Origin of the sequence: Curtobacterium sp. MCLR17_039 (genome assembly GCF_003234745.1) — a bacterium.
Taxonomy (GTDB): domain Bacteria; phylum Actinomycetota; class Actinomycetes; order Actinomycetales; family Microbacteriaceae; genus Curtobacterium; species Curtobacterium flaccumfaciens.
In genome coordinates, this window is the sequence record NZ_QKTF01000002.1 from 380,772 (window position 1) to 401,020 (window position 20,249).

Genomic DNA, 20,249 nt, shown 5'->3' on the forward strand with positions numbered 1-20,249 from the left:
CGGCTCCGCGCCGCGTTGCGTCTACGGGGTGTCGGAGGGGTGCTCGGTCACGATCTGCAGCTCGGGTCGCTTCGCCGACACCCCGTCGCCGGACGAGGTGTGCTTGATGCGCCGGACCACCCACGGCACCAGGTACTCCCGGGCCCAGCCGAGGTCCTCGGCGCGGGCCTCGCGCCACGGCCGCGCCTCGAGCGGGTCCGGGTTGAACGGTTCGAGCCCGTGCGGCACGCCGAGGGTGTCGAGCACCGCCGCGGCGATCGTCGAGTGGCCCATCGGGGAGTGGTGCAGACGGTCCGGAGCCCACATCCGCGGGTCTCGGAGCACCCGGAGTGCCCACATGTTCGCCACCAGGGCGCCGTGCTTCAGGGCGATGGCGTGCAGGTTCTCGTTGTAGATCGCCGTCTTGCCGCGGACCATGCTGAGCACCGGGGTCATCCCGACGTCCGGGCCGGTGAACAGCACGACGGTGACTCCGTCGCGGCGCAGGTCGGCGACGAGCCGGTCCACGCGCTCGGCGAGCTCGTCCGGGTCCGAGCCGGGGCGGATGATGTCGTTGCCGCCGGCGGACACCGTGATGAGGTCCGGGTGCAGGGCGACGGCGGCCTCGGCCTGCTCGTCGATGATCTGCTGCAGCAGCCGGCCGCGGATCGCGAGGTTCGCGTAGGCGAAGTCGTCGGTCTGGTGTGCGAGCACCTCGGCGACGCGGTCCGCCCAGCCGCGGTTGCCGCCCGGGACGGTGGGGTCGGGATCCCCGATCCCCTCGGTGAACGAGTCACCGATCGCGACGTACCTGGTCCAAGGATGACGATCTGACACGTTCCGGACCCTAGTCTCGTGGCATGACGAAGGCCAACACGGACGCCGTCGGCTGGTCGGTGCCGGACGAGCTGCTCGAGCGCATCGCCGAGCGCGCCCCCGGCTACGACGCCGCGAACGCGTTCTGCACCGAGGACCTCGACGAGCTCCGCGCCGCCGGCTACCTGCGGATCGGCGTGCCCGTCGAGCAGGGCGGGGCGGGCCTCGGCCTCCGTGGCACCGCGCGGGTGCAGCGCGCCCTCGCCCAGGCCGCGCCGGCGACGGCACTCGGCCTCGGCATGCACCAGGTGTGGGTGCAGGCGGCCCGCGCCGTGCGTGCGCGAGGCGAGTCGTTCCTCCAGGCCGTCACCGACCACGCTGCGGACGACCACCTGCTCGCCTTCGGGGTGAGCGAACCCGGCAACGACGCCGTGCTGTTCGACTCGTCGACGACGGCGGAGCCGGACGGCGACGGCGGGTACCGGTTCACCGGCACGAAGGTGTCCACGTCCCTCGCACCGGCGTGGGACGTCATGAGCGTCTTCGGCAAGGACACCTCGGGGCCGGAGCCACGGCTCGTGCACGGGTTCGTCCTGCGGTCCGACGGCGACGTCGAGCACCTGGACGACTGGGACACGCTCGGGATGCGCGCGACGCAGAGCCGCACCACCAGGCTGCACGGCGTGCACGTCCCCGTCGACCGCATCGTCCGGTCGCTGCCGGTCGGGCCGAACCAGGACCCGCTCGTGTTCGGGATCTTCGCGTCGTTCGAGCTCCTCATCGCGTCCGTGTACGCCGGGGTCGCGGAGCGCGCGATCACGCTCGCGACGGCCGCCGTGGCGGGTCGCACCGCGGCCGACGGAACCAGGCGGTCGCAGGACCCCGACGTGCGTCGGGCGATCGCCGACCTGCGCGGTGCGGTCGACGCGATCACGCTGCAGGTCGAGTCGCTGGCGCGGTCGGTCGACGAGCTCGACGACCTCGGAGCCCGCTGGTTCCCGCTGCTCGTCGGCACCAAGGCCCGGGCCGTGGACACCGCGCAGCACGTCGTGGACGAGGCCATGCGCGTCGTCGGCGGCTCGGCGTTCCGGTCGTCGAGCGAGCTGGCGCGGCTGGCGCGTGACGTCCGCGCGGGGCAGTACCACCCGTCGTCGCGGGACTCCGCGGCGCGGACGATCGCCGCGTCGGTGCTCGGCCCGCTCGGCTGAGGGCTGCGCTCGCACCGTGCGAGGCGCTGCGCTGCGGGGCACTCCGGGGCACTCCGGCGCACTCCGGCGCACTCCGGCGCACTCCGGTGCGAGGTTCCGCACGTGGTGGCACCCGCGCCCCCTCGCACCACGTCCGGAACCTCGCACCGTCCGATCGCGATCGGCCCCGGGCACGGCGATGTCGGCGGCGCCTGGCATCATCTCGGTGTGAGCAAGCAGGACGGACGGAACCGCCTCGTCTCCGACGCACCGGTGGACGACGTCTCGGCGACCGTGCTGCACGTCGACATGGACGCCTTCTTCGCCTCCGTCGAACTGCTCGACCGCCCGGACCTCGTGGGCCTGCCGGTCATCGTCGGGCACGACTCCGACCGCTCCGTCGTCACCGCCGCCACCTACGAAGCCCGTCGCTACGGCGTCAACTCGGCGATGCCGATGGCCGTCGCCAAGCGCCGCTGCCCGAACGCCGTCATCGTCGAACCGCACTTCGAGAAGTACCGGGCGCAGTCCGCCGCGGTGATGGCGATCTTCGACCGGTTCACCCCGCGGGTCGAGCGCCTCGGCATCGACGAGGCGTTCCTCGACGTCGCCGGCGCCCTCCGGCTGTACGGCACCCCGTGGCAGATCGGCCAGGCCATCCGCCGCACGGTCCTCGCCGAGACCGGTCTGCACTGCTCCGTCGGCGCGGCGTCGACCAAGTTCGTCGCGAAGCTCGCCTCCAGCCGGTCGAAGCCCGACGGCCTGCTCGTGGTGCCCGCCGCCGACACGGTGGCGTTCCTGCACCCGCAGCCGGTGTCCGCGCTCTGGGGCGTCGGCGGCAAGACGCAGGAGACGCTCGAACGCCGGGGCATCCGCACGGTCGGCGACCTGGCGAACACTCCGCTCGGGTCGCTGGTGTCGGCACTCGGCCCGGCCGGCGGGCAGCGGCTGCACGACCTGTCCTGGGGTCGCGACCCCCGCGCGGTCGACACCGGCGTCGGCGAGAAGTCGATCGGGCACGAGGTCACGTTCGGCCGCGACCTGACCGAGCGCGACGACGTCGCCCGCGAACTCCTGCGCCTGGCCGACAAGGTCGCCGTCCGCCTGCGCCAGGCCGACGTGCAGGCCCGGACCGTGGCACTCAAGGTCCGCTACACCGACTTCACCACCCTGACCCGGTCGCGCACCCTGGCGGAGCCCACCGACGTCGCGAAGCGCCTGCACCGCGAAGCCGTCGAGCTGTACGACGTGCTGCACCGACCGGGCAACCAGATCCGGCTGATCGGGGTGCGCGGCGAGAACCTCGTGCCCGCGGCCGCCAGCAACGCCCTGTGGGACGACGACGCGCCGTGGCGTGACACCGAGACCACGGTCGACGCGGTCGCCGCACGCTTCGGCGCCGGCGTGCTGCGACCGGCATCCCTGGTCCGCCGGACCCCTGACGGCGGCGTCCCGCACGCTCGGCAGGACTGACGGTGGCGGTAGAATCGGGTTCAGTGAGCGCAGCGGAGTACGAAGACCAGCAGCCCGCCACGCTGTGGGCGGAGTCGGGTGACGACCAGTCCGGCGCAGGCGGATCGTCGTCGACGCACGACGGCAGCCAGGCACATCAAGCCCAGGCGTACCAAAGCCCGGCACACCAGACGGCGCAGGCGCAGGGTGACGCCGCCCGTGACGAAGCCGACGCCGCAGCCCTGGCCGAAGCGGCCGGCAACTCGGCCGTCCAGCACCTGTCGCCGGCGTTCCCGGACCGGGCCGCCTGGGGCACGGCGTCGAAGCTCCGCGCCTGGCAGATCGAAGCGCTCACGAAGTACTTCGAGAAGGAACCCCGCGACTTCCTCACGGCCGCGACCCCCGGCGCCGGCAAGACCACCTTCGCGCTGCGGCTGGCGACCGAGCTCCTCGCCCGCGGCACCGTCGACCGCATCGTCGTCGTGGCCCCGACCGAGCACCTGAAGCGCCAGTGGGCCGACTCCGCCGACCGTGTGGGCATCCGGATCGACCCGATGTTCAAGAACGGCGACGGCATGTTCGGCCGGCACTACCAGGGCGTCGCGATCACCTACGCCCAGGTCGGCATGAACCCCGAGGTGCACAAGCGCATCACCGAGGGTGGCCGCACCCTGGTCGTCCTCGACGAGGTCCACCACGGTGGCGACGCCCTGACGTGGGGCGACGGCATCAGAGAGGCGTTCTCCGGCGCCACCCGGCGGCTCTCGCTGTCGGGGACCCCGTTCCGGTCCGACACCGCACCGATCCCGTTCGTGCAGTACGCCCCCGACGAGCAGGGCATCCGCACCTCGATCTCCGACTACAACTACGGCTACGGCCGCGCGCTGAAGGACGGCGTCGTCCGCCCGGTGCTGTTCATGGCATACGCCGGACAGATGCGCTGGAAGACCCGGATGGGCGACGAGATGTCGGCCTCCCTGGGTGAGCAGGTCACGAAGGACATCACGGCCCAGGCCTGGCGCACCGCGCTGTCACCCGAGGGTGAGTGGATGCCGGCCGTGCTCTCCGCCGCCGACAAGCGCCTGACCGAGGTCCGTCGCGGTGTGCCCGACGCCGGCGGCCTGGTCATCGCCACCGACACCACCACGGCGCGCGCCTACGCCCGGATCCTGCAGCAGATCACGGGGGAGCGTCCCACCGTGGTGCTGTCCGACGAAGCCGCCGGGTCGAGCCGCATCAGCGCGTTCGCCGAGGACACCTCGCGCTGGATGGTCGCCGTCCGCATGGTCTCCGAGGGCGTCGACGTCCCACGGCTCTGCGTCGGCGTGTACGCCACGAGCGCGAGCACGCCGCTGTTCTTCGCCCAGGTGATCGGCCGCTTCGTGCGTGCCCGTCGCCGCGGTGAGACCGCGAGCGTCTTCCTGCCGAGCGTCCCCGGCCTGATGGCCCTCGCCGCCACCCTCGAGCTCGAGCGCGACCACGCCCTCGACCGCCCGAAGGACGCCGACGACGGCATGTACAACCCCGAAGACGCGATGGTCGCCGAGGCCAACAAGGAAGACCGCGCGTCCGAGAGCCTGCTCGAGGTCCAGCCGTTCGAGGCGCTCGACTCGCAGGCGTCGTTCGACCGCGTCCTCTACGACGGCGGTGAGTTCGGCACCGGCGGCGAGGTCGGTTCCCTCGAGGAGCTCGACTTCATCGGCATCCCCGGGCTGCTCGAACCCGACCAGGTGCGCGACCTCCTGCGCGCCCGGCAGGCCACCCAGGCCAAGCGGTCCAAGGGCCGCACGGCCAAGGACGGCATGCCCAAGGCGCCCGAGCCCGACCGCCCGATGTACATGACGATCAAGGAGCAGCGCACCGAGCTCGCCCGGCTCGTGTCGATCTGGTCCCGGCACTCGAACGAACCGCACGGTGCGATCCACGCCGAACTCCGGCGGATCAGCGGTGGCCCGGCCGTGGCGCAGGCGAGCATCGAGCAGATCCAGAAGCGCATCGACATCCTGCGCTCCCGCATCGGCGGACGACGGTGACCGCGGCGTGATCGAGCCGGTCGACGACCGCACCTGGTACGTCAAGCGCGACCCTGAGGCGTCACCCCAGGCGATCATCGACCGCTTCGGCGGCGGCTACCGACTGCGCCGCTTCTCGCTCACCGAGTCCCGCCGCACCCCGCACGGGGTGTTCACGGGGCCCGAACTGGCCGAGACCGCGTGGTGGCGGCTCCGCGACAGGCCGCGGAACTCATGACGCGCCAAGCCAAAGTCCGGTAGACCGGAGGAATGGCAGACTCGATCCCTCACGTCCTCGTCCTCGGCGGCGGCTCCGCTGGCTACACCACGGTCAAGCAGCTCCAGAAGCACGCGGCCACGGTGCCCATGCGCATCACCCTGGTGGACCAGAACACCTACTACACGTACCTGCCGTTCCTGCCCGAGGTCGCCGGTGGCCACATCGCGCCGAAGGACGTCACCGTCGAGCTGCGCCGTGCACTGCGCAAGACCCGGGTGATCCAGGGCAAGGTCACCGCGATCTCCTCGGCGGACAAGACCGTCTCGATCGCGACCGCCGGCGGCGACGACCGCACCCTCGGCTACGACCACCTCGTCGTCGCCCTCGGTTCCGTCACCCGCACCTTCCCGACCCCCGGGCTCGAGGAGTACGGCGTCGGCTTCAAGAGCGTCGAAGAGGCCGCGTACGTGCGCGCCAAGCTCCTCGACAACATCGCGAAGGCCGCTGCCACCCGCGACGAGGACGAGCGTCGCCGTCTGCTGACCAGCGTCTTCGTCGGCGGTGGCTACACCGGTGTCGAGGCGATCGGCGAGCTGTTCGACGTGTCGCAGGCCGCCATCAAGACCTACCCGTCGCTCGCCGGCGAGCAGCCCCGCTGGGTGCTCATCGACGCCCTCGACCGCGTCGCGCCCGAGGTCGGCCCCGAGTTGTCCAAGTGGACCCTCGAGTCGCTCCGTGCCCGTGGCATCGACGTCCGCCTGAAGACCACCATGCCGAGCGCCGAGGGCGGCGTCGTCAAGTTCTCCGACGGCGACGAGTTCGCCACCGGTCTGCTCGTCTGGACCGCGGGCGTCAAGCCGAACCCGCTCCTCGACGCCTCCGACCTGCCGCGCGGGCCGAAGGGCCACCTCGCCGCGAACGCGAAGCTCCAGGTCGAGGCCGAGGACACCCACCAGGTCGTCGAGGGCGTCTGGGGTCTCGGTGACGTCGCGCAGGTGCCCGACCTGACCGCCGACAAGCAGCCGGCGTTCTACCCGCCGAACGCGCAGAACGCCGTGCGTCAGGCCGTGGTCGCCGCTGACAACATCGTCGCGACCATCACCGGCAAGCCGCTCGAGGAGTACCGCCACCCCTCCATCGGCACCGTCGCGTCGTACGGTGTCGGCAAGGGTGCCGCGAACATCAAGGGCATCAAGATGACCAACCTGCTCGCGTGGCTCGCGCACCGCGCGTACCACGTGTACGCGATGCCGACCCTGAACCGGAAGGCCCGCATCATCATCGGCTGGATCACCGGTGCGGTGTCGGGTCGCGACGCGACCTCGCTCATCAAGGAAACCGATCCGCGACGCAACTTCGTCGAGGCGTCGAAGAGCTAGGAGACGGAACGCGGCATCAGGCCGCAACTTCGTCGAGGCGTCGAAGAGCTAGACGCACCCACAGATCGGACGGGAGGCGCGGTGCCAGCTGGCACCGCGCCTCCCGTCCGTCTGTGCGGACGTCCACCGCCTGTCCGCCATCTGCGGTCCTGTGTCCGTTCCAACGTGGCGCGCGCCAGCGTGGACGCGACGAACGAGAGGAGCGTCCATGCGCGCCATGACGTACCGCGGCCCCTACCGGGTCCGCGTCGAGGAGAAGCCGGACCCGCGGATCGAACACCCGAACGACGCCGTGGTCCGCGTCGAGCGGGCGGCGATCTGCGGCTCGGACCTGCACCTGTACCACGGCATGATGCCCGACACCCGTGTCGGGCACACGTTCGGCCACGAGTTCATCGGGGTCGTCGAGCAGGTCGGCTCGTCCGTCGAGACCCTGTCGGTCGGGGACCGCGTGATGGTCCCGTTCAACATCTTCTGCGGGACGTGCTGGTTCTGTGCCCGCGGACTCTTCGCGAACTGCCACAACGTGAACCCGAACGCGACCGCGGTCGGCGGGATCTACGGGTACTCGCACACCACCGGCGGGTACGACGGCGGGCAGGCGGAGCGCGTGCGGGTGCCGTTCGCCGACGTCGGACCGCAGGTGATCCCGGACTGGCTCGACGACGATGACGCCCTGATGATGACGGACGCACTGAGCACCGGGTACTTCGGGGCACAGCTGGCGTCGATCCGCGAGGGCGACACCGTCGTGGTGCTCGGTGCCGGGCCGGTCGGGCTCTACGCCGCCAGGTCGGCGTGGTTCATGGGAGCCGGCCGGGTGATCGTCGTCGACCAGCTCGAGTACCGGCTCGAGAAGGCCCGGAGCTTCGCGCACGCCGAGACGATCAACTTCGCCGAGGTCGACGACGTCGTGCTCGAGATGAAGAAGCAGACCGACTTCCTCGGTGCGGACAGCGTGATCGACGCCGTCGGAGCCGAGGCGGACGGCAACTTCACCCAGCAGGTCACCGCCTCGAAGCTGAAGCTGCAGGGCGGGTCCCCGACGGCGCTCAACTGGGCGATCGACGGCGTCCGCAAGGGCGGCACGGTCTCGGCGGTCGGTGCGTACGGGCCGATCCCGAGCGCGGTGAAGTTCGGGGACGCGATGAACAAGGGCGTCACGATCCACACGAACCAGGCGCACGTGAAGCGCCAGTGGCCGCGGTTGCTCGAGCACATCCAGGCCGGGCACTTCAAGCCGAGCGACATCATCACGCACCGCATCCCCCTCGAGCACATCGCCGAGGGCTACCACCTGTTCTCGTCCAAGCTCGACGGTTGCATCAAGACCGTCGTCGTGCCGTGAGGAGGCCCGACATGTCCGACCACACCCCGTACATCGCCGATCCACCCCGACGGGTGCCGTCCGCCGAGGAGCTCCGTGCCCGCATCCCGGGGTGGGGGAGCGACCTCGACCCGGCGGACCGGCCGTCCGTGCCGAAGCTCTCGCGCGAGGCCGGTTCGGCCACCGGAGCCCACTGGGACCTCCCGCCGCAGCAGGACGGTGCGCACGGCCGGGAGCGCTCGATCGAGCACGCCCACGTGACGCCGGTGTTCGGCACCGCGCAGCCCCTGCACGGCGTCGCCGGGATCGTCCGGCGGTACGCCTACCGGCGATTCAGCGAGGGGCGCCTGGCGCACTGGATGCTGCTCGTCGTCGGGGACCGCCTGGACGTCGCGACGCACCGGGTGACCGATGCGCTCCGGGGTCGGCCGGACCGGCTGATCAGCGAGACCGGCGTCGCGGCGGAGCGTGGGAACCACCCCGTTGCGTCGCGCCTGGGGTCGAGTCGGTCGGACTGGCGGCACCAGGTGCTCGACCCGGTGGTCGCGAACTGGGGATGGCTCGCGGCGCTCGGTGCCGTGGTGCTGGTGGTGCGGCGGGTGCGCCGCTCGCGCTGACCGCGCGTGCCGCCGGGCCGCCGGGCTTGCACCATGGTGCGGCGTTGCCCACTCGGTGCGACCTTGTTCCGTCACACGGAGTGCGCAACGTCGCACCGGCCCGTGACGTGCGCACGTTCCGGCCTGGAGGCGCGTTGCGGCCCCGCCCCGCGCCTCCAGTCCGCACGTCCCGCGTGCAGAGCCCGCCCACTCACCTGCTCCTGCCCCGATCGCCCCGAGCGCAGCGAGGTGGCGCCTGAACCGCCCTGAGCGCAGCGAAGTGGCGCGGAGATCGCCCTGAGCGCAGCGAAGTGGCGCCCCAGAGGCGGTGACGCCCTGAGCGCAGCGATGGCGGCACTCGCCGGGAAGACACAACAGAAAATGCCCCCCGACCGAAAGGTCAGGGGGCACGCATTTCCTGTGTCCGAGAGGGGACTTGAACCCCTACGCCCTAATACGGGCACTAGCACCTCAAGCTAGCGCGTCTACCAATTCCGCCACCCGGACAGGGTGTCTGGTGTCTGTTTCCCGGGTTGAACCCGGCGTTCCTGCCGATAAAAGACACTAGCACGGGTCTGAACGCGCGATGAACACGGTCGCGCATCCCGGGCGAGTCCTGCGTGTCGGGCTTCGGCGTCGGAGTCGGTGCCGACCGATACCGTGGAGCCATGACGAACCCGGAGCCCTCCGAGCCGCAGTCCGTGCCCGAGCTCGAGGCCACCGCGGCGATCGCCCGCGACCTCATCCGCATCGACACGACGAACTGGGGCGAGGGGAAGTCCCGTGGGGAGACCGAAGCGGCCCACTACGTCGAGGACAAGCTCCGCGCGCTGGGTCTCGAGCCGCAGTTGTTCGAGTCCGAGCCGGACCGGGTGAGCGTCGTGGCGCGGGTGCCCGGCCGGAACCGTGACAAGCCGGCGCTCGTGGTGCACGGGCACCTCGACGTCGTGCCGGCCGACCCGGCGAACTGGTCGGTCGACCCGTTCGGCGGCGTGGTCAAGGACGGATCGCTGTGGGGTCGGGGGGCCGTCGACATGAAGAACATGGACGCGATGATGCTCACGTCGCTGGCCGACGTCATCGAACAGCACGGTACGCCGGAGCGTGACCTGGTGATCGCGTACTTCGCCGACGAAGAGGCCGGGGGAGTCCTGGGGTCCCACCACGTGGTCGACCAGCACCCCGAGGTCTTCGCGGGGGCGTCGGCGGCGATCAGCGAGGTCGGCGGGTACTCGATCACGCTCGGTGACCGTCGCGCCTACCTGCTGCAGACCGGCGAGAAGGCGCTCATGTGGGTGAAGCTGATCGCGCGCGGCACCGCCGCCCACGGCTCGCACGTGATCCGTGACAACGCCGTCACGAAGCTCGCGGCGGCGGTCGCCCGGATCGGCAGCGAGGAGTGGCCCGTCCGGCTCTCGGCCACGACGGACGCGATGGTCGCCGAGGTGGCGCGGTTCCTCGGGGTCGACCCGACGGTCACCGGCCCGGACGAGGTCGCCCTGGCCACCGGCTCGGCGTCGCGGTTCATCCACGCCGCGCTGCACACCACGTCGAACCCGACGGTGCTGACCGCCGGCTACAAGCACAACGTGATCCCGGACACCGCCGAGGCCCTGGTGGACATCCGCTGCCTGCCGGGTGACGAGGAGTCCGTGCTCGAGCGGGTGCGGGAGCTCGCCGGACCCGACGTCGAGGTGGTCATGTCGTTCCGCGACATCGGCCTCGAGCAGGACTTCGGCGGTCCGCTGGTCGACGCCGTCCGCGACGTCCTCGGCCGGCACGACCCGGGCGCACCGGTCCTGCCGTACCTGCTGTCCGGCGGCACCGACAACAAGGCGCTCTCGACGCTCGGCATCGCGGGGTACGGGTTCGTGCCGCTGCAGCTGCCGGCCGGTGTCGACTTCCCCGCGATGTTCCACGGCGTGGACGAGCGGGTGCCGCTCGACTCGCTGGCGTTCGGTCGGCGGGTGCTGGCCGACCTGCTCGCCACGTACTGATATTGTTCATGGTCGCCGTCGTGGCGGTGCCCTGACCGACCTCCCCCCCCCCTGAAAGGCCCGTGCGATGCACATCCTCGAGGCGATCTTCCTCGGCTTCGTCCAGGGGCTCACCGAGTTCCTGCCGGTGTCCTCCAGCGCGCACCTGCGCATCGTGGGGCTCTTCCTGCCCGACGCGAAGGACCCCGGAGCGGCCTTCACCGCCGTGACGCAGCTCGGCACCGAGACCGCGGTGCTCATCTACTTCTGGAAGGACATCACCCGGATCATCGGGCGGTGGTTCCGATCGGTGGTCAAGCGTGACGTGCCGAAGGGCGACCCCGACGTCCGCCTCGGCTGGCTGGTGATCCTCGGCACGATCCCGATCGGGGTCGCCGGGCTCCTGCTCAAGGACTCGATCGAGACCACGTTCCGGTCCCTCTGGATCGTCGCGATCGTCCTCATCGTCTTCGGTGTCGTGCTCGGGGTGCTCGACCGTGTCGGCCGCAAGGAGCGGCGCATCGAGCAGATGACGTTCCGCGGTGGTCTGCTCATCGGCCTGGCGCAGATGCTCGCCCTGGTGCCCGGTGTGTCCCGTTCCGGTGCGACCGTGTCGATGGGGCTCGCCCTCGGGTACACCCGACCCGCCGCTGCGCGCTTCGCGTTCCTGCTGGCGATCCCGGCGGTGTTCCTGTCCGGGTTCTACGAAGCCGCGACGAGCCTCGGCGACCACGGCTCGCCGTTCGGACTCGCCGACACGCTCATCGCCACCGTCGTCGCGTTCGTGGTCGGGTTCGTCGTGATCGCGGCGTTCATGAACTACATCAGCAAGCGCAGCTTCATGCCCTTCGTCGTCTACCGGATCGCACTCGGTATCGTGCTCATCGTGTTGTTGTCGCTCGGAGTGATCCAGCCGTGAGGGCCTGGCAGGCCCCATCCGTCCCCGACGTCCCCGGCGCCGCGCCCCGACCGGTCGTCCACGACACCGCAACGGGCAAGCCGGTGGACCCCGCCCGCGACGAGGACCGCGCTGCGCTGTACGTCTGCGGCATCACGCCGTACGACGCCACGCACCTCGGCCACGCGGCGACCTACCTGGCGTTCGACACGCTCGGCCGCGCCTGGCGTGACGCGGGGCTCGACGTCGAGTACGCGCAGAACGTCACCGACGTGGACGACCCGCTGCTCGAGCGTGCCGCCCGCGACGGCGTCGACTGGCGTGCCCTGGCGGCTGAGCAGGTCGACCTGTTCCGCCGCGACATGGAGTCGCTGCGGATCCTGCCGCCGGACGACTTCGTGGCCGTCACCGACGAGGTCGAGCGCGTCGCCGAGGCGGTCTCGTTCCTGCAGGAGTCCGGCTACGCGTACGAGGTCCCGACCGACGGCGCCGAGGGCGACGACCTGTACTTCGACGTGAACCGCCCCACCGACGCGTGGACCCTCGGTGACGAGAGCGGCCTGGACCGCGAGACGATGCTCGCCCTCGCTGCCGAACGCGGCGGCGACCCGGAACGTCCGGGCAAGCGGGATCCGCTCGACCCGCTGCTGTGGCGCGCCGAGCGTGACGGCGAACCGGCTTGGGACACCGAGATCGGCCCCGGTCGCCCCGGCTGGCACATCGAGTGCAGCGTGATCGCCGGTGACCGTCTCGGGCTGCCGATCAGCGTGCAGGGCGGCGGGAGCGACCTGGTCTTCCCGCACCACGAGATGAGCGCCGGGCACGCTGCCGCCCTCGCGCACCAGCCCCTCGCGAACGCCTTCGTGCACACCGGGATGATCGCCTACCAGGGCACGAAGATCTCGAAGTCGCTCGGCAACCTGGTCACCGTGCGCGGGCTGCTCGACGACGGTGCCGACCCCCGGGCCATCCGGCTCGCACTGCTGTCGCACAAGTACTCCGACGACTGGGAGTGGTTCGACACCGAGCTGACGAGCGCCCAGACACGGCTCGCCGGCTGGGACGCCTGGGCCTCGGGAGCCTCCGCCGGGCACGCCGACGACGCAGCGGACGTCGCGGCACGAATCCGCGCACGGGTCTCCGACGACCTCGACACCCCCGGTGCCGTCGCCGCGGTCGACACGGCGATCGCGGGCGGTACGGCGTGCACGGCGGAGCTCCTCGACCTGATCGACGCGCTGCTCGGCATTCGCCTGGCCTGACCTCGGTGCACCGGCCGTCGCGCCGGTGCTGTGACCGTCCGCGGAGTGGTCGCGACACGTCGTGTGCGCGCTGCCGAGGGGTCAGGAACTGTCGCCCGGGCGGGCCACAGCCGACAGTTCGTGACCACCCGCCGGAGGTGAGCTGGGTGTCGTGACCGTTCGCGTCCGCCGGACGGGAGGCCCGAGGCAGGCCGGCCCCGCGCCTCCCGTCCGCGGAGTGGTCGCGACACGTCGCGTGCGCGCCGCCGAGGGGTCAGGAACTGTCGCCCGGGCGGGCCGCAGCCGACAGTTCGTGACCACTCGCCGGAGGTGAGCGGGGTGTCGTGACCGTTCGCGTTCGCCGGACGGGAGGCCCGAGGCAGGCCGGCCGGCCCCGCGCCTCCCGTCCGCGGAGTGGCCGCGACACGTCGCGTGCGCGCTACCGAGGGGTCAGGAACTGTCGCCCGGGCGGGCCGCAGCCGACAGTTCGCGACCACTCGCCGGACGTGAGCGGGGTGTCGTGACCGCACGCCGCCCACCGACGGGAGGCGCGGTGCCAGCTGGCACCGCGCCTCCCGTCCGTCAGTGGGTGACGGCTACTGCTGGGGCCGCCACGGCCCTTCGCCACCGGCGGTGCCGCCATCCTTGCCGTCCTTGCGCTCACGGCGACGGAGGTACTGCTCGAACTCCTGCGCGATGGCGTCGCCCGAGGCCTCGGGGGAGTCGACCGTGTCGCGCGCCTGCTCGAGCTGCCCGATGTAGGACGCCATGTCCTCGTCGTCGGCGGCGAGGGCGTCGATGCCCTCTTCCCACTCGGTGGCGTCGTCGAGCAGCGACCCGCGCGGCACCGTGACGTCCGTGAGCTCCTCGATCTTGTCGAGCAGCGACAGCGTGGCCTTCGGCGAGGGCGAGTTGTGCACGTAGTGCGGCACCGAGGCCCACAGGGACAGCGTGGTCAGCCCGGCCTTGTCCATCGCGTCGGCGAGGACCCCGAGGATGCCGGTCGGGCCCTCGTACGAGGACTTGTCGACGTCGAAGGCGGCGCGGACCCCGGCGTTCTCGCTCGACACGAAGACCGAGATCGGTCGGGTGTGCGGGACGTCGGCGAGCATGGCGCCGACGAAGACGACGGCGTCGATCGAGTAGACGTCCGCCAGGTCGATGATCTCCGAGCAGAAGCCCCGCCAGGTGCGCGAGGGTTCCGGACCGACGAGCACGAAGACGTCACGGTCGGTGGGGGAGCCGGTGGCGCCGATGACCGGACGCCCCTCGGCACCGGGGCCGTGCAGCACGATCCGGGGCCACTGCACGCCGCGGTCGCCGTTGTCGTCGGTGCCGACGGTGGGCCGGTTGAACTGGTAGTCGACGTACCGCTCACCGTCGAGTTCGCGCAGCTCGTCGAGCCCGAGGGACTCGACGATGCGACGCGCCAGACCGCTCGCGGCCTCGCCGGCGTCGTTCCAGCCCTCGAAGGCGACGACGAGCAAGCGACCGTCGCTGAAGGGGGAGTGCTGTGGCACGGAGCGGACCTCCTGGTGGTGGAGCGGAGCGGGGCGGGAGCGATGCCCCCGGCCGGACACGATTCAGGCATCCACTGTAGGCCCAGGGGGTGTCGGCGCACGCGCGCGTCCGCGCCCAGCGGAACGGCCCCGGTAGACTCGTCGCCCGTGACCGCGCATCCTCCTGCCCTCGTCCCGCCCGCAGCCGTGCTGTGGGACATGGACGGCACGATCATCGACACCGAGCCGATCTGGCAGCGGTCCCAGGTCGACCTGACGAACCGCTACGGCGCCGAGTGGACGGAAGCGGACGGCCTGTCCCTGGTGGGCAGCGGTCTCGAGCGCTCCGGTGAGCTCCTGCGCGCCAAGGGCGTCGACATGGAGGTCGAGGAGATCATCCAGTGGATGACCGACTACGTGATGGAGCACCTGCGCGCCGGTGAACTTCCGTGGCGGCCGGGTGCCCGTGAGCTCGTCGAGGAGCTCCACGCCCGCGGCATCCCGACCGCCCTGGTCACGATGTCCCGTCGCAAGATGGCACTCGTCGCCGCCGAGGCCCTGGGCGAGCGCGGCTTCCGCGTCGTCGTGGCCGGCGACGACGTCGACCGCCCGAAGCCGTTCCCGGACGCGTACCTGTCCGCCGCCGCGCAGCTCGGCGTCGAGCCAACCGCGTGCGTCGCGATCGAGGACTCCGCCACCGGCGTCGCGTCGGCCGTCGCCTCCGGCGCCGTCACGGTCGCCGTCGAGCACATCGTCCCGCTGTCCGAGATCGCCGGCGGCGACGTGCACCTGACCACCCTGGCGGGCATCGACGTCGACCGTCTGGTCGAGTTGACGACGCCGGCACTGGCCGCACGGACTGGAGGCGCGGTGCCGGACCCGGCGCACGCTGCGGACACCGAAGGGGTCACCCGATGAGCCACACCGACGACGCACGCGACGAGGCGGACGCGAGCAGCGCCTCCAGTCCGACCGCGGACCCGACCGCAGCGCTCCCGCACACCGCGGGCGGCGCACCGCACACGCCGCCGCGCGGCCCGTTCCGGGCCGGCGACCGAGTCCAGCTGACCGGTCCGAAGGGCAAGCTCACGACGCTGTCGCTCGAGGCCGCGGGTGAGTACCACACGCACCGCGGGGTGCTCCGGCACGACGACGTCATCGGGCAGCCCGACGGCTCGGTCATCCGGGCGAGCACCGGTGACGAGTACCTCGCACTCCGCCCGCTGCTCAACGACTACGTGATGTCGATGCCGCGTGGCGCCGCGATCGTCTACCCGAAGGACGCGGCGCAGATCGTGGCCTTCGCGGACGTCTTCCCCGGGGCCCGCGTGGTCGAGGCCGGCGTCGGCTCGGGGGCGCTGTCGCTGTTCCTGCTCCGCGCCATCGGCCCGACCGGGCAGCTGCAGTCGTTCGAGCGCCGCGAGGAGTTCGCGGCGATCGCGAAGGGCAACGTCGGCACCTTCCTCGGCGCCGTCCCGGACAACTGGTCCGTCACCGTCGGTGACCTGGTCGAGTCGCTGCCCGACGCGACCGAGCCGCAGAGCGTCGACCGCGTCGTGCTCGACATGCTCGCGCCGTGGGAGTGCGTGGACGCCGCGGCCGACGCCCTCGTGCCCGGCGGGCTCATCGTCTGCTACGTCGCGACCGTCACGCAGCTGTCCCGCACGGCCGAGGCCCTCCGTGACACCGGACGCTTCACCGACCCGATGCCGAGCGAGACCCTGGTGCGCACCTGGCACGTCGAGGGCCTCGCCGTCCGCCCGGACCACCGCATGGTCGGGCACACCGGGTTCCTCATCACGGCACGACGCCTGGCGGACGGGACGGTGCTGCCGAACCTGAAGCGCCGCGCGGGCAAGGCGGAGTTCTCGGACGAGGACATCGAGGCCTGGACCCCCGGCGCCGTGGGCGAGCGGGCGACGAGCGACAAGAAGCTCCGCAAGGTGGCTCGGCAGTCGGCGGCGCAGGCGCGCAAGGTCGCGGCGGCCGAGGCGTCGTCGGCGGTGGATGGTGCTGCGGCGCCGTCCGGGGCCGTCGAGGACGAACGGTAGGCTGACGGCGTGCCCGTCCTGCATCGAACGGAAAGAGGGTCCGTGCGCACCATCCCCGCACTCCTGGTCACCATCGGTCTCGCGGTGTCGCTCACCGCCTGCGCCTCGAACGGTGCCGGCACCACGCCCTCGAGCTGTGCCGCTCCCGGCGCCGCGTCCGAAGCGGTGACCGCCACCGGCAAGTTCGGCTCGGAGCCGAAGGTCAACGTGCCGAAGGGCCTGACCACCAAGGGCACGCAGGTGTCCGTGCTGAAGCAGGGCAGCGGTCGCACGATCGACGACGGCACCCCCGTCCTGGTCGAGTACACCCTGGTCGACGGCTCCACGGGCGAGGTCGCCCAGACGAGCGGCTACTCGGGCCAGACGGCACCGATCACCGCCGGTGCGAGCAACTACGGGGCCCTCGGTGCCTCGCTGCAGTGCGCCCACGTCGGCGACCGCCTGGCGGTGGCCCTGCCGAAGAGCGCCCTGAGCAGCACCGACGGAACCGGTGGCAGCTCCTCGTCGAAGAAGACCGAGGACGCTGTGATCGCCGTGATCGACGTCAAGCGCGCGTTCGACGCCCGCGCCACCGGCACCCCGCAGCTCGCCGGCGACAAGATGCCGGCCGTGGTGCTCGCACCGTCCGGCGCCCCCGGCATCACGATCCCGTCGTGGAGCGCCCCGAAGTCGAACGAGACGCACCTGCTCCGCAAGGGCGACGGTCGCGAGCTCACCGCGAAGGACACCGCGGTCATCAAGTACACCGCCGTCACCTGGGGTGCCGACCCGTCCGTCGCCGGCTCCAGCTGGACCGACGGTTCCGGTGCGCAGGCCATCCCGCTCACCAAGGGCCAGGTCGACGAAGGCGTCCGGACCGCGATCGTCGGGCACCACGTCGGCGACCAGGTCCTGGCCATCGTCAACCAGCAGGGGACCGCGTACGCGTACGTGATCGACGTCCTCGGGGCGATCTCGAACTGACCCCGTCCGACCGTCCACGGACCGCGGCGCGGGTGCACTCCGGTGCACCCGCGCTGCCGTAGGATCGGCTCGTGCCAGCGACCCGTGTGCCCCGTGTGCCCGCCGAGGAGCGGCTGTTCAGCCTCGTGCTCGCGCTGCTCTCGACGGAGTCCGGGCTGACCAAGGCCGAGATCCTGGCCAACGTGCAGGGGTACCGGCAGCGGTTCTCGACCGGTGGCGACAACGCCTCGCTCGAGCGCCAGTTCGAACGCGACAAGGACGACGTCCGCGAGCTCGGCATCCCCCTCGAGACCATCGAGACCCCGGGTGCCGCGGGCAACAACCAGACGCTCCGGTACCGGATCCCGAAGGGCGAGTACGACCTGCCCGTCGACGTCCGCTTCACCCCGGACGAATCCGCGTTGCTCTCCCTGGCCGCGATGGCCTGGCGCGAAGGCGCACTGTCCGCCGACTCCCGTCGTGGCCTGCTGAAGGTCCGCTCGGCCGGTGCCGAGGACGACGACGGTGCCCTGCAGCTCGGGGTCGACGCGTACGCCCCGCGACTCCGCGCCCGTGATGCCTCGTTCGAGCCGCTCCGTTCCGCGCTCGACCGCGGTGCAGCCGTGCGCTTCGACTACATCACGCCGGGGCAGCACGACGCCCGTCGGCGCGAAGTGGCTCCACTCGCCCTGGTGCAGCACGGCGGCCGGTGGATGCTCGCCGCCCACGAGTTTGCGACGGACTCGGACAAGAACTACCTGCTGGCCCGCATCGTCGGACCCGTCACCCAGTACGAGGTCGGGCAGCACACCGCTCCCGTCGGCGCGGGGGAGCGCACCCTCGCCGAGCTCGAGCGGATCTGGGCCGAGCGCACCGCGCGCATCGCCGTGACGCCGGGTTCCGACGCCGAACGCCGACTGACCCGTCGCCGCGACACCGAGACCGACGCCGACGGCGCGCTCGTGCTGCACCACGTCGACCCGCAGATCCTCGCCGAGGAACTCGCCGCCTTCGGGCCCGAGGTCCGGGTGCTCGAGCCCGACGACCTGCGGGCACGGGTCGAAGAGCGCCTCCGTGCACTCGTGCGCGACCACACCGACGACGATCGTGCCGCAGCCCCCGGAGAGGACCCCGTTCGTGGCTGACGCCCAACCCCTGCAGGCGCAGGACAAGCTCGCGTTCCTGCTCGCCCTGGTGCCGTACCTGATCGACCGCGAGCGGGTCTCGGTGGCCGAGGCCGCTCGGCACTTCGGTGTGCCCGAGGCCCGGATCCGGCGCGCCGTCGAACTCATCGCGGTGTCCGGGGTGCCCGGCGAGACGATGCAGTACCAGCACGGTGACCTGTTCGACATCGCCTGGGACGACTTCGACCAGAACGACATGATCGTGCTGACCAACCTGGTGGCGATCGACGACTCACCGCGTCTGTCGGCTCGTGAAGCGTCGGCGCTCATCGCCGGCCTGCAGTACCTGTCCGCGCTGCCCGAGGCCGCCGACCGTGACGCCATCCGCGCGCTCATGGCCAAGCTGTCCCGCGGTGCCGGGGGAGCGGCGTCGACCGTCGCCGTCGGGCAGGACCTGCACGACGTCGCCCTCGCCACGATCCGCCGGGCGATGTCCGACGGCCGCGGCCTGGTCTTCGAGTACGCCGGACCGCGGACCCAGGGCGGCACCCGACGGGTCGATCCGCTCCGGGTCGAGTCCATCGACACCGACTGGTACCTGCGCGCGTGGGACCTCGACCGGCAGGCGCTCCGGACGTTCCGGCTCGACCGGATGTCGGAGGCGCGCGTCGACGACCGCCCGGCCGAGAAGACCATCGACCAGGTCGTGATCCCGGACACGCTGTTCCAGCAGGCCGCCGACGACGTCATCGTCACGGTGGAACTCGATTCGACGTCGCTGCCCCTGGTCGCCGACTTCCTGTCCGACACCGCCGACGCGCCCGACGGTGACGGTCGTGTGCGCATCCGGCTCGCGGCGTCGCACGGGTTCGACGGCGTGGTCCGGCTCGTCGCGGGGTTGCCGGGTCGTGCCGTGGTGCTCGACCCGCCCGCGGCCCGTGACGCCGTGCGCGACTTCGCGGCCGCGGCCCTCGCTGCGGGCTGAGGTCTGCCGCTGCGGCCCGTCCGAGCGCTGCACGTTCCGACCAGGTACGCCCGATCCTGCACGGTGGGCTTCGGGTACCTGGTCGTTCCGGGCGTCCCTGGTGTGTTGCTCTGACCAGGAACGCCCGATCTCGCCGGGTACGCCCGATCCCGCACGGTTGACCTCCGGTGCCTGGTCGTTCCGGGCGTACCCGGTGTGTTGATCTCGCCAGGAGTGCCCGATCTCGCCAGGTACGCCCGATCTCGCCAGGTGTGCCCGATCTCGCCAGGTACGCCCGATCATGGACGGTGGGCTTCGGGTACCTGGTCGTTTCGGGCGTACCTGGTGTGTTGCTCTGACCAGGTATGCCCGATCCCGCCAGGTACGCCCGCTTCCGCCTGGCACACCCGACCTCGCACGGTGGACTTCGGGTACCTGGTCGTTCCGGGCGTACCTGGTGTGTTGATCCGACCAGGTATGCCCGATCTCGCCAGGTACGCCCGATCTCGCCCGGTACGCCCGATCCCGCCCGGTACGCCTGAACTCGCCAGGGACATCCCGAGGCACCGCCCAACCCCTGTCTCTT

The 20,249-nt window shown here is 71.6% G+C and carries 17 protein-coding genes and 1 tRNA gene; 15 read left to right on the top strand and 3 right to left on the bottom strand.

What is annotated here, in order from left to right:
• Window positions 1-21: 21 nt before the first annotated feature.
• Entirely contained in the window at window positions 22-816 is a 795-nt protein-coding gene (locus tag DEJ00_RS03695; RefSeq protein WP_111056435.1) for an SGNH/GDSL hydrolase family protein, read from the bottom strand.
• Window positions 817-839: 23 nt separating this feature from the next.
• Here DEJ00_RS03695 and DEJ00_RS03700 point away from each other — a divergent pair, with 23 nt between their 5' ends.
• The 7 genes from DEJ00_RS03700 to DEJ00_RS03730 all read left to right on the top strand — a co-directional run bounded on the left by DEJ00_RS03700 (window position 840) and on the right by DEJ00_RS03730 (window position 8,989).
• Window positions 840-2,003, top strand: a complete 1,164-nt coding sequence (locus tag DEJ00_RS03700) for an acyl-CoA dehydrogenase family protein (RefSeq protein ID WP_111056436.1) — start codon at window positions 840-842, stop codon at window positions 2,001-2,003.
• Window positions 2,004-2,210: 207 nt separating this feature from the next.
• Window positions 2,211-3,455, top strand: a complete 1,245-nt coding sequence (gene dinB / locus DEJ00_RS03705; protein ID WP_111056464.1) for a DNA polymerase IV — start codon at window positions 2,211-2,213, stop codon at window positions 3,453-3,455.
• 221 nt (window positions 3,456-3,676) lie between these two features.
• Window positions 3,677-5,467 (top strand): DEAD/DEAH box helicase, encoded by a 1,791-nt coding sequence (locus DEJ00_RS03710; RefSeq protein WP_027465652.1) that lies wholly within the window; start codon window positions 3,677-3,679, stop codon window positions 5,465-5,467.
• A 7-nt stretch (window positions 5,468-5,474) separates the two neighbouring features.
• Entirely contained in the window at window positions 5,475-5,684 is a 210-nt protein-coding gene (locus DEJ00_RS03715) for a hypothetical protein (RefSeq protein ID WP_111056437.1), read from the top strand.
• Between the two features lie 32 nt (window positions 5,685-5,716).
• Complete coding sequence (locus DEJ00_RS03720; protein WP_027465651.1) at window positions 5,717-7,045, top strand: NAD(P)/FAD-dependent oxidoreductase; 1,329 nt, start codon at window positions 5,717-5,719, stop codon at window positions 7,043-7,045.
• 208 nt (window positions 7,046-7,253) lie between these two features.
• The gene (locus tag DEJ00_RS03725; protein ID WP_111056438.1) at window positions 7,254-8,393 is read left to right on the top strand and encodes a zinc-dependent alcohol dehydrogenase; all 1,140 of its coding nucleotides are present in this window, start codon (window positions 7,254-7,256) and stop codon (window positions 8,391-8,393) included.
• A gap of 11 nt (window positions 8,394-8,404) precedes the next feature.
• Window positions 8,405-8,989 (top strand): hypothetical protein, encoded by a 585-nt coding sequence (locus tag DEJ00_RS03730; RefSeq protein WP_111056439.1) that lies wholly within the window; start codon window positions 8,405-8,407, stop codon window positions 8,987-8,989.
• Window positions 8,990-9,389: 400 nt separating this feature from the next.
• Here the strand turns inward: DEJ00_RS03730 and DEJ00_RS03740 are convergent.
• Window positions 9,390-9,475, bottom strand: a tRNA-Leu gene (locus DEJ00_RS03740).
• Window positions 9,476-9,636: 161 nt separating this feature from the next.
• On the opposite strand from DEJ00_RS03740, the gene DEJ00_RS03745 reads away from it, so the two are divergent.
• From DEJ00_RS03745 to mshC, 3 genes are all read left to right on the top strand, one after another.
• On the top strand, window positions 9,637-10,965 hold the full coding sequence (locus DEJ00_RS03745; RefSeq protein WP_111056440.1) for a M20/M25/M40 family metallo-hydrolase: 1,329 nt from the start codon (window positions 9,637-9,639) through the stop codon (window positions 10,963-10,965).
• A gap of 67 nt (window positions 10,966-11,032) precedes the next feature.
• Window positions 11,033-11,863, top strand: coding sequence for an undecaprenyl-diphosphate phosphatase (locus tag DEJ00_RS03750; RefSeq protein ID WP_027465647.1), 831 nt, complete (start codon window positions 11,033-11,035; stop codon window positions 11,861-11,863).
• Complete coding sequence (mshC, locus tag DEJ00_RS03755; RefSeq protein ID WP_111056441.1) at window positions 11,860-13,104, top strand: cysteine--1-D-myo-inosityl 2-amino-2-deoxy-alpha-D-glucopyranoside ligase; 1,245 nt, start codon at window positions 11,860-11,862, stop codon at window positions 13,102-13,104. The genes DEJ00_RS03750 and mshC overlap by 4 nt, the downstream gene beginning before the upstream one ends.
• Before the next feature lie 575 nt (window positions 13,105-13,679).
• On the opposite strand, the gene DEJ00_RS03760 is transcribed toward mshC, so the two are convergent.
• Window positions 13,680-14,603, bottom strand: a complete 924-nt coding sequence (locus DEJ00_RS03760; protein WP_027465645.1) for a proteasome assembly chaperone family protein — start codon at window positions 14,601-14,603, stop codon at window positions 13,680-13,682.
• Between the two features lie 147 nt (window positions 14,604-14,750).
• Between DEJ00_RS03760 and DEJ00_RS03765 the strand changes: the two genes are divergently transcribed.
• The 5 genes from DEJ00_RS03765 (at window position 14,751) to DEJ00_RS03785 (ending at window position 19,684) form a co-directional block, all read left to right on the top strand.
• Entirely contained in the window at window positions 14,751-15,500 is a 750-nt protein-coding gene (locus DEJ00_RS03765) for an HAD family phosphatase (RefSeq protein ID WP_258373520.1), read from the top strand.
• A complete protein-coding gene (locus DEJ00_RS03770; RefSeq protein WP_111056443.1) occupies window positions 15,497-16,633 on the top strand; it encodes a tRNA (adenine-N1)-methyltransferase in 1,137 nt (378 codons plus the stop codon). Before DEJ00_RS03765 ends, DEJ00_RS03770 begins: the two co-directional genes overlap by 4 nt.
• Window positions 16,634-16,675: 42 nt before the next feature.
• A complete protein-coding gene (locus DEJ00_RS03775; RefSeq protein ID WP_111056444.1) occupies window positions 16,676-17,596 on the top strand; it encodes an FKBP-type peptidyl-prolyl cis-trans isomerase in 921 nt (306 codons plus the stop codon).
• 71 nt (window positions 17,597-17,667) lie between these two features.
• Entirely contained in the window at window positions 17,668-18,720 is a 1,053-nt protein-coding gene (locus tag DEJ00_RS03780) for a YafY family protein (RefSeq protein ID WP_111046360.1), read from the top strand.
• Window positions 18,713-19,684 (top strand): YafY family protein, encoded by a 972-nt coding sequence (locus DEJ00_RS03785; protein ID WP_071244904.1) that lies wholly within the window; start codon window positions 18,713-18,715, stop codon window positions 19,682-19,684. Before DEJ00_RS03780 ends, DEJ00_RS03785 begins: the two co-directional genes overlap by 8 nt.
• Window positions 19,685-20,249: the final 565 nt, after the last annotated feature.

Bases quoted from the DNA above. Each gene is read 5' to 3' on its own strand.
- DEJ00_RS03770 (WP_111056443.1), top strand. From the start codon at position 15,497: ATGAGCCACACCGACGACGCACGCGACGAGGCGGACGCGAGCAGCGCC.
- DEJ00_RS03700 (WP_111056436.1), top strand. From the start codon at position 840: ATGACGAAGGCCAACACGGACGCCGTCGGCTGGTCGGTGCCGGACGAG.
- DEJ00_RS03745 (WP_111056440.1), top strand. From the start codon at position 9,637: ATGACGAACCCGGAGCCCTCCGAGCCGCAGTCCGTGCCCGAGCTCGAG.
- DEJ00_RS03750 (WP_027465647.1), top strand. From the start codon at position 11,033: ATGCACATCCTCGAGGCGATCTTCCTCGGCTTCGTCCAGGGGCTCACC.
- DEJ00_RS03725 (WP_111056438.1), top strand. From the start codon at position 7,254: ATGCGCGCCATGACGTACCGCGGCCCCTACCGGGTCCGCGTCGAGGAG.
- DEJ00_RS03720 (WP_027465651.1), top strand. From the start codon at position 5,717: ATGGCAGACTCGATCCCTCACGTCCTCGTCCTCGGCGGCGGCTCCGCT.
- DEJ00_RS03730 (WP_111056439.1), top strand. From the start codon at position 8,405: ATGTCCGACCACACCCCGTACATCGCCGATCCACCCCGACGGGTGCCG.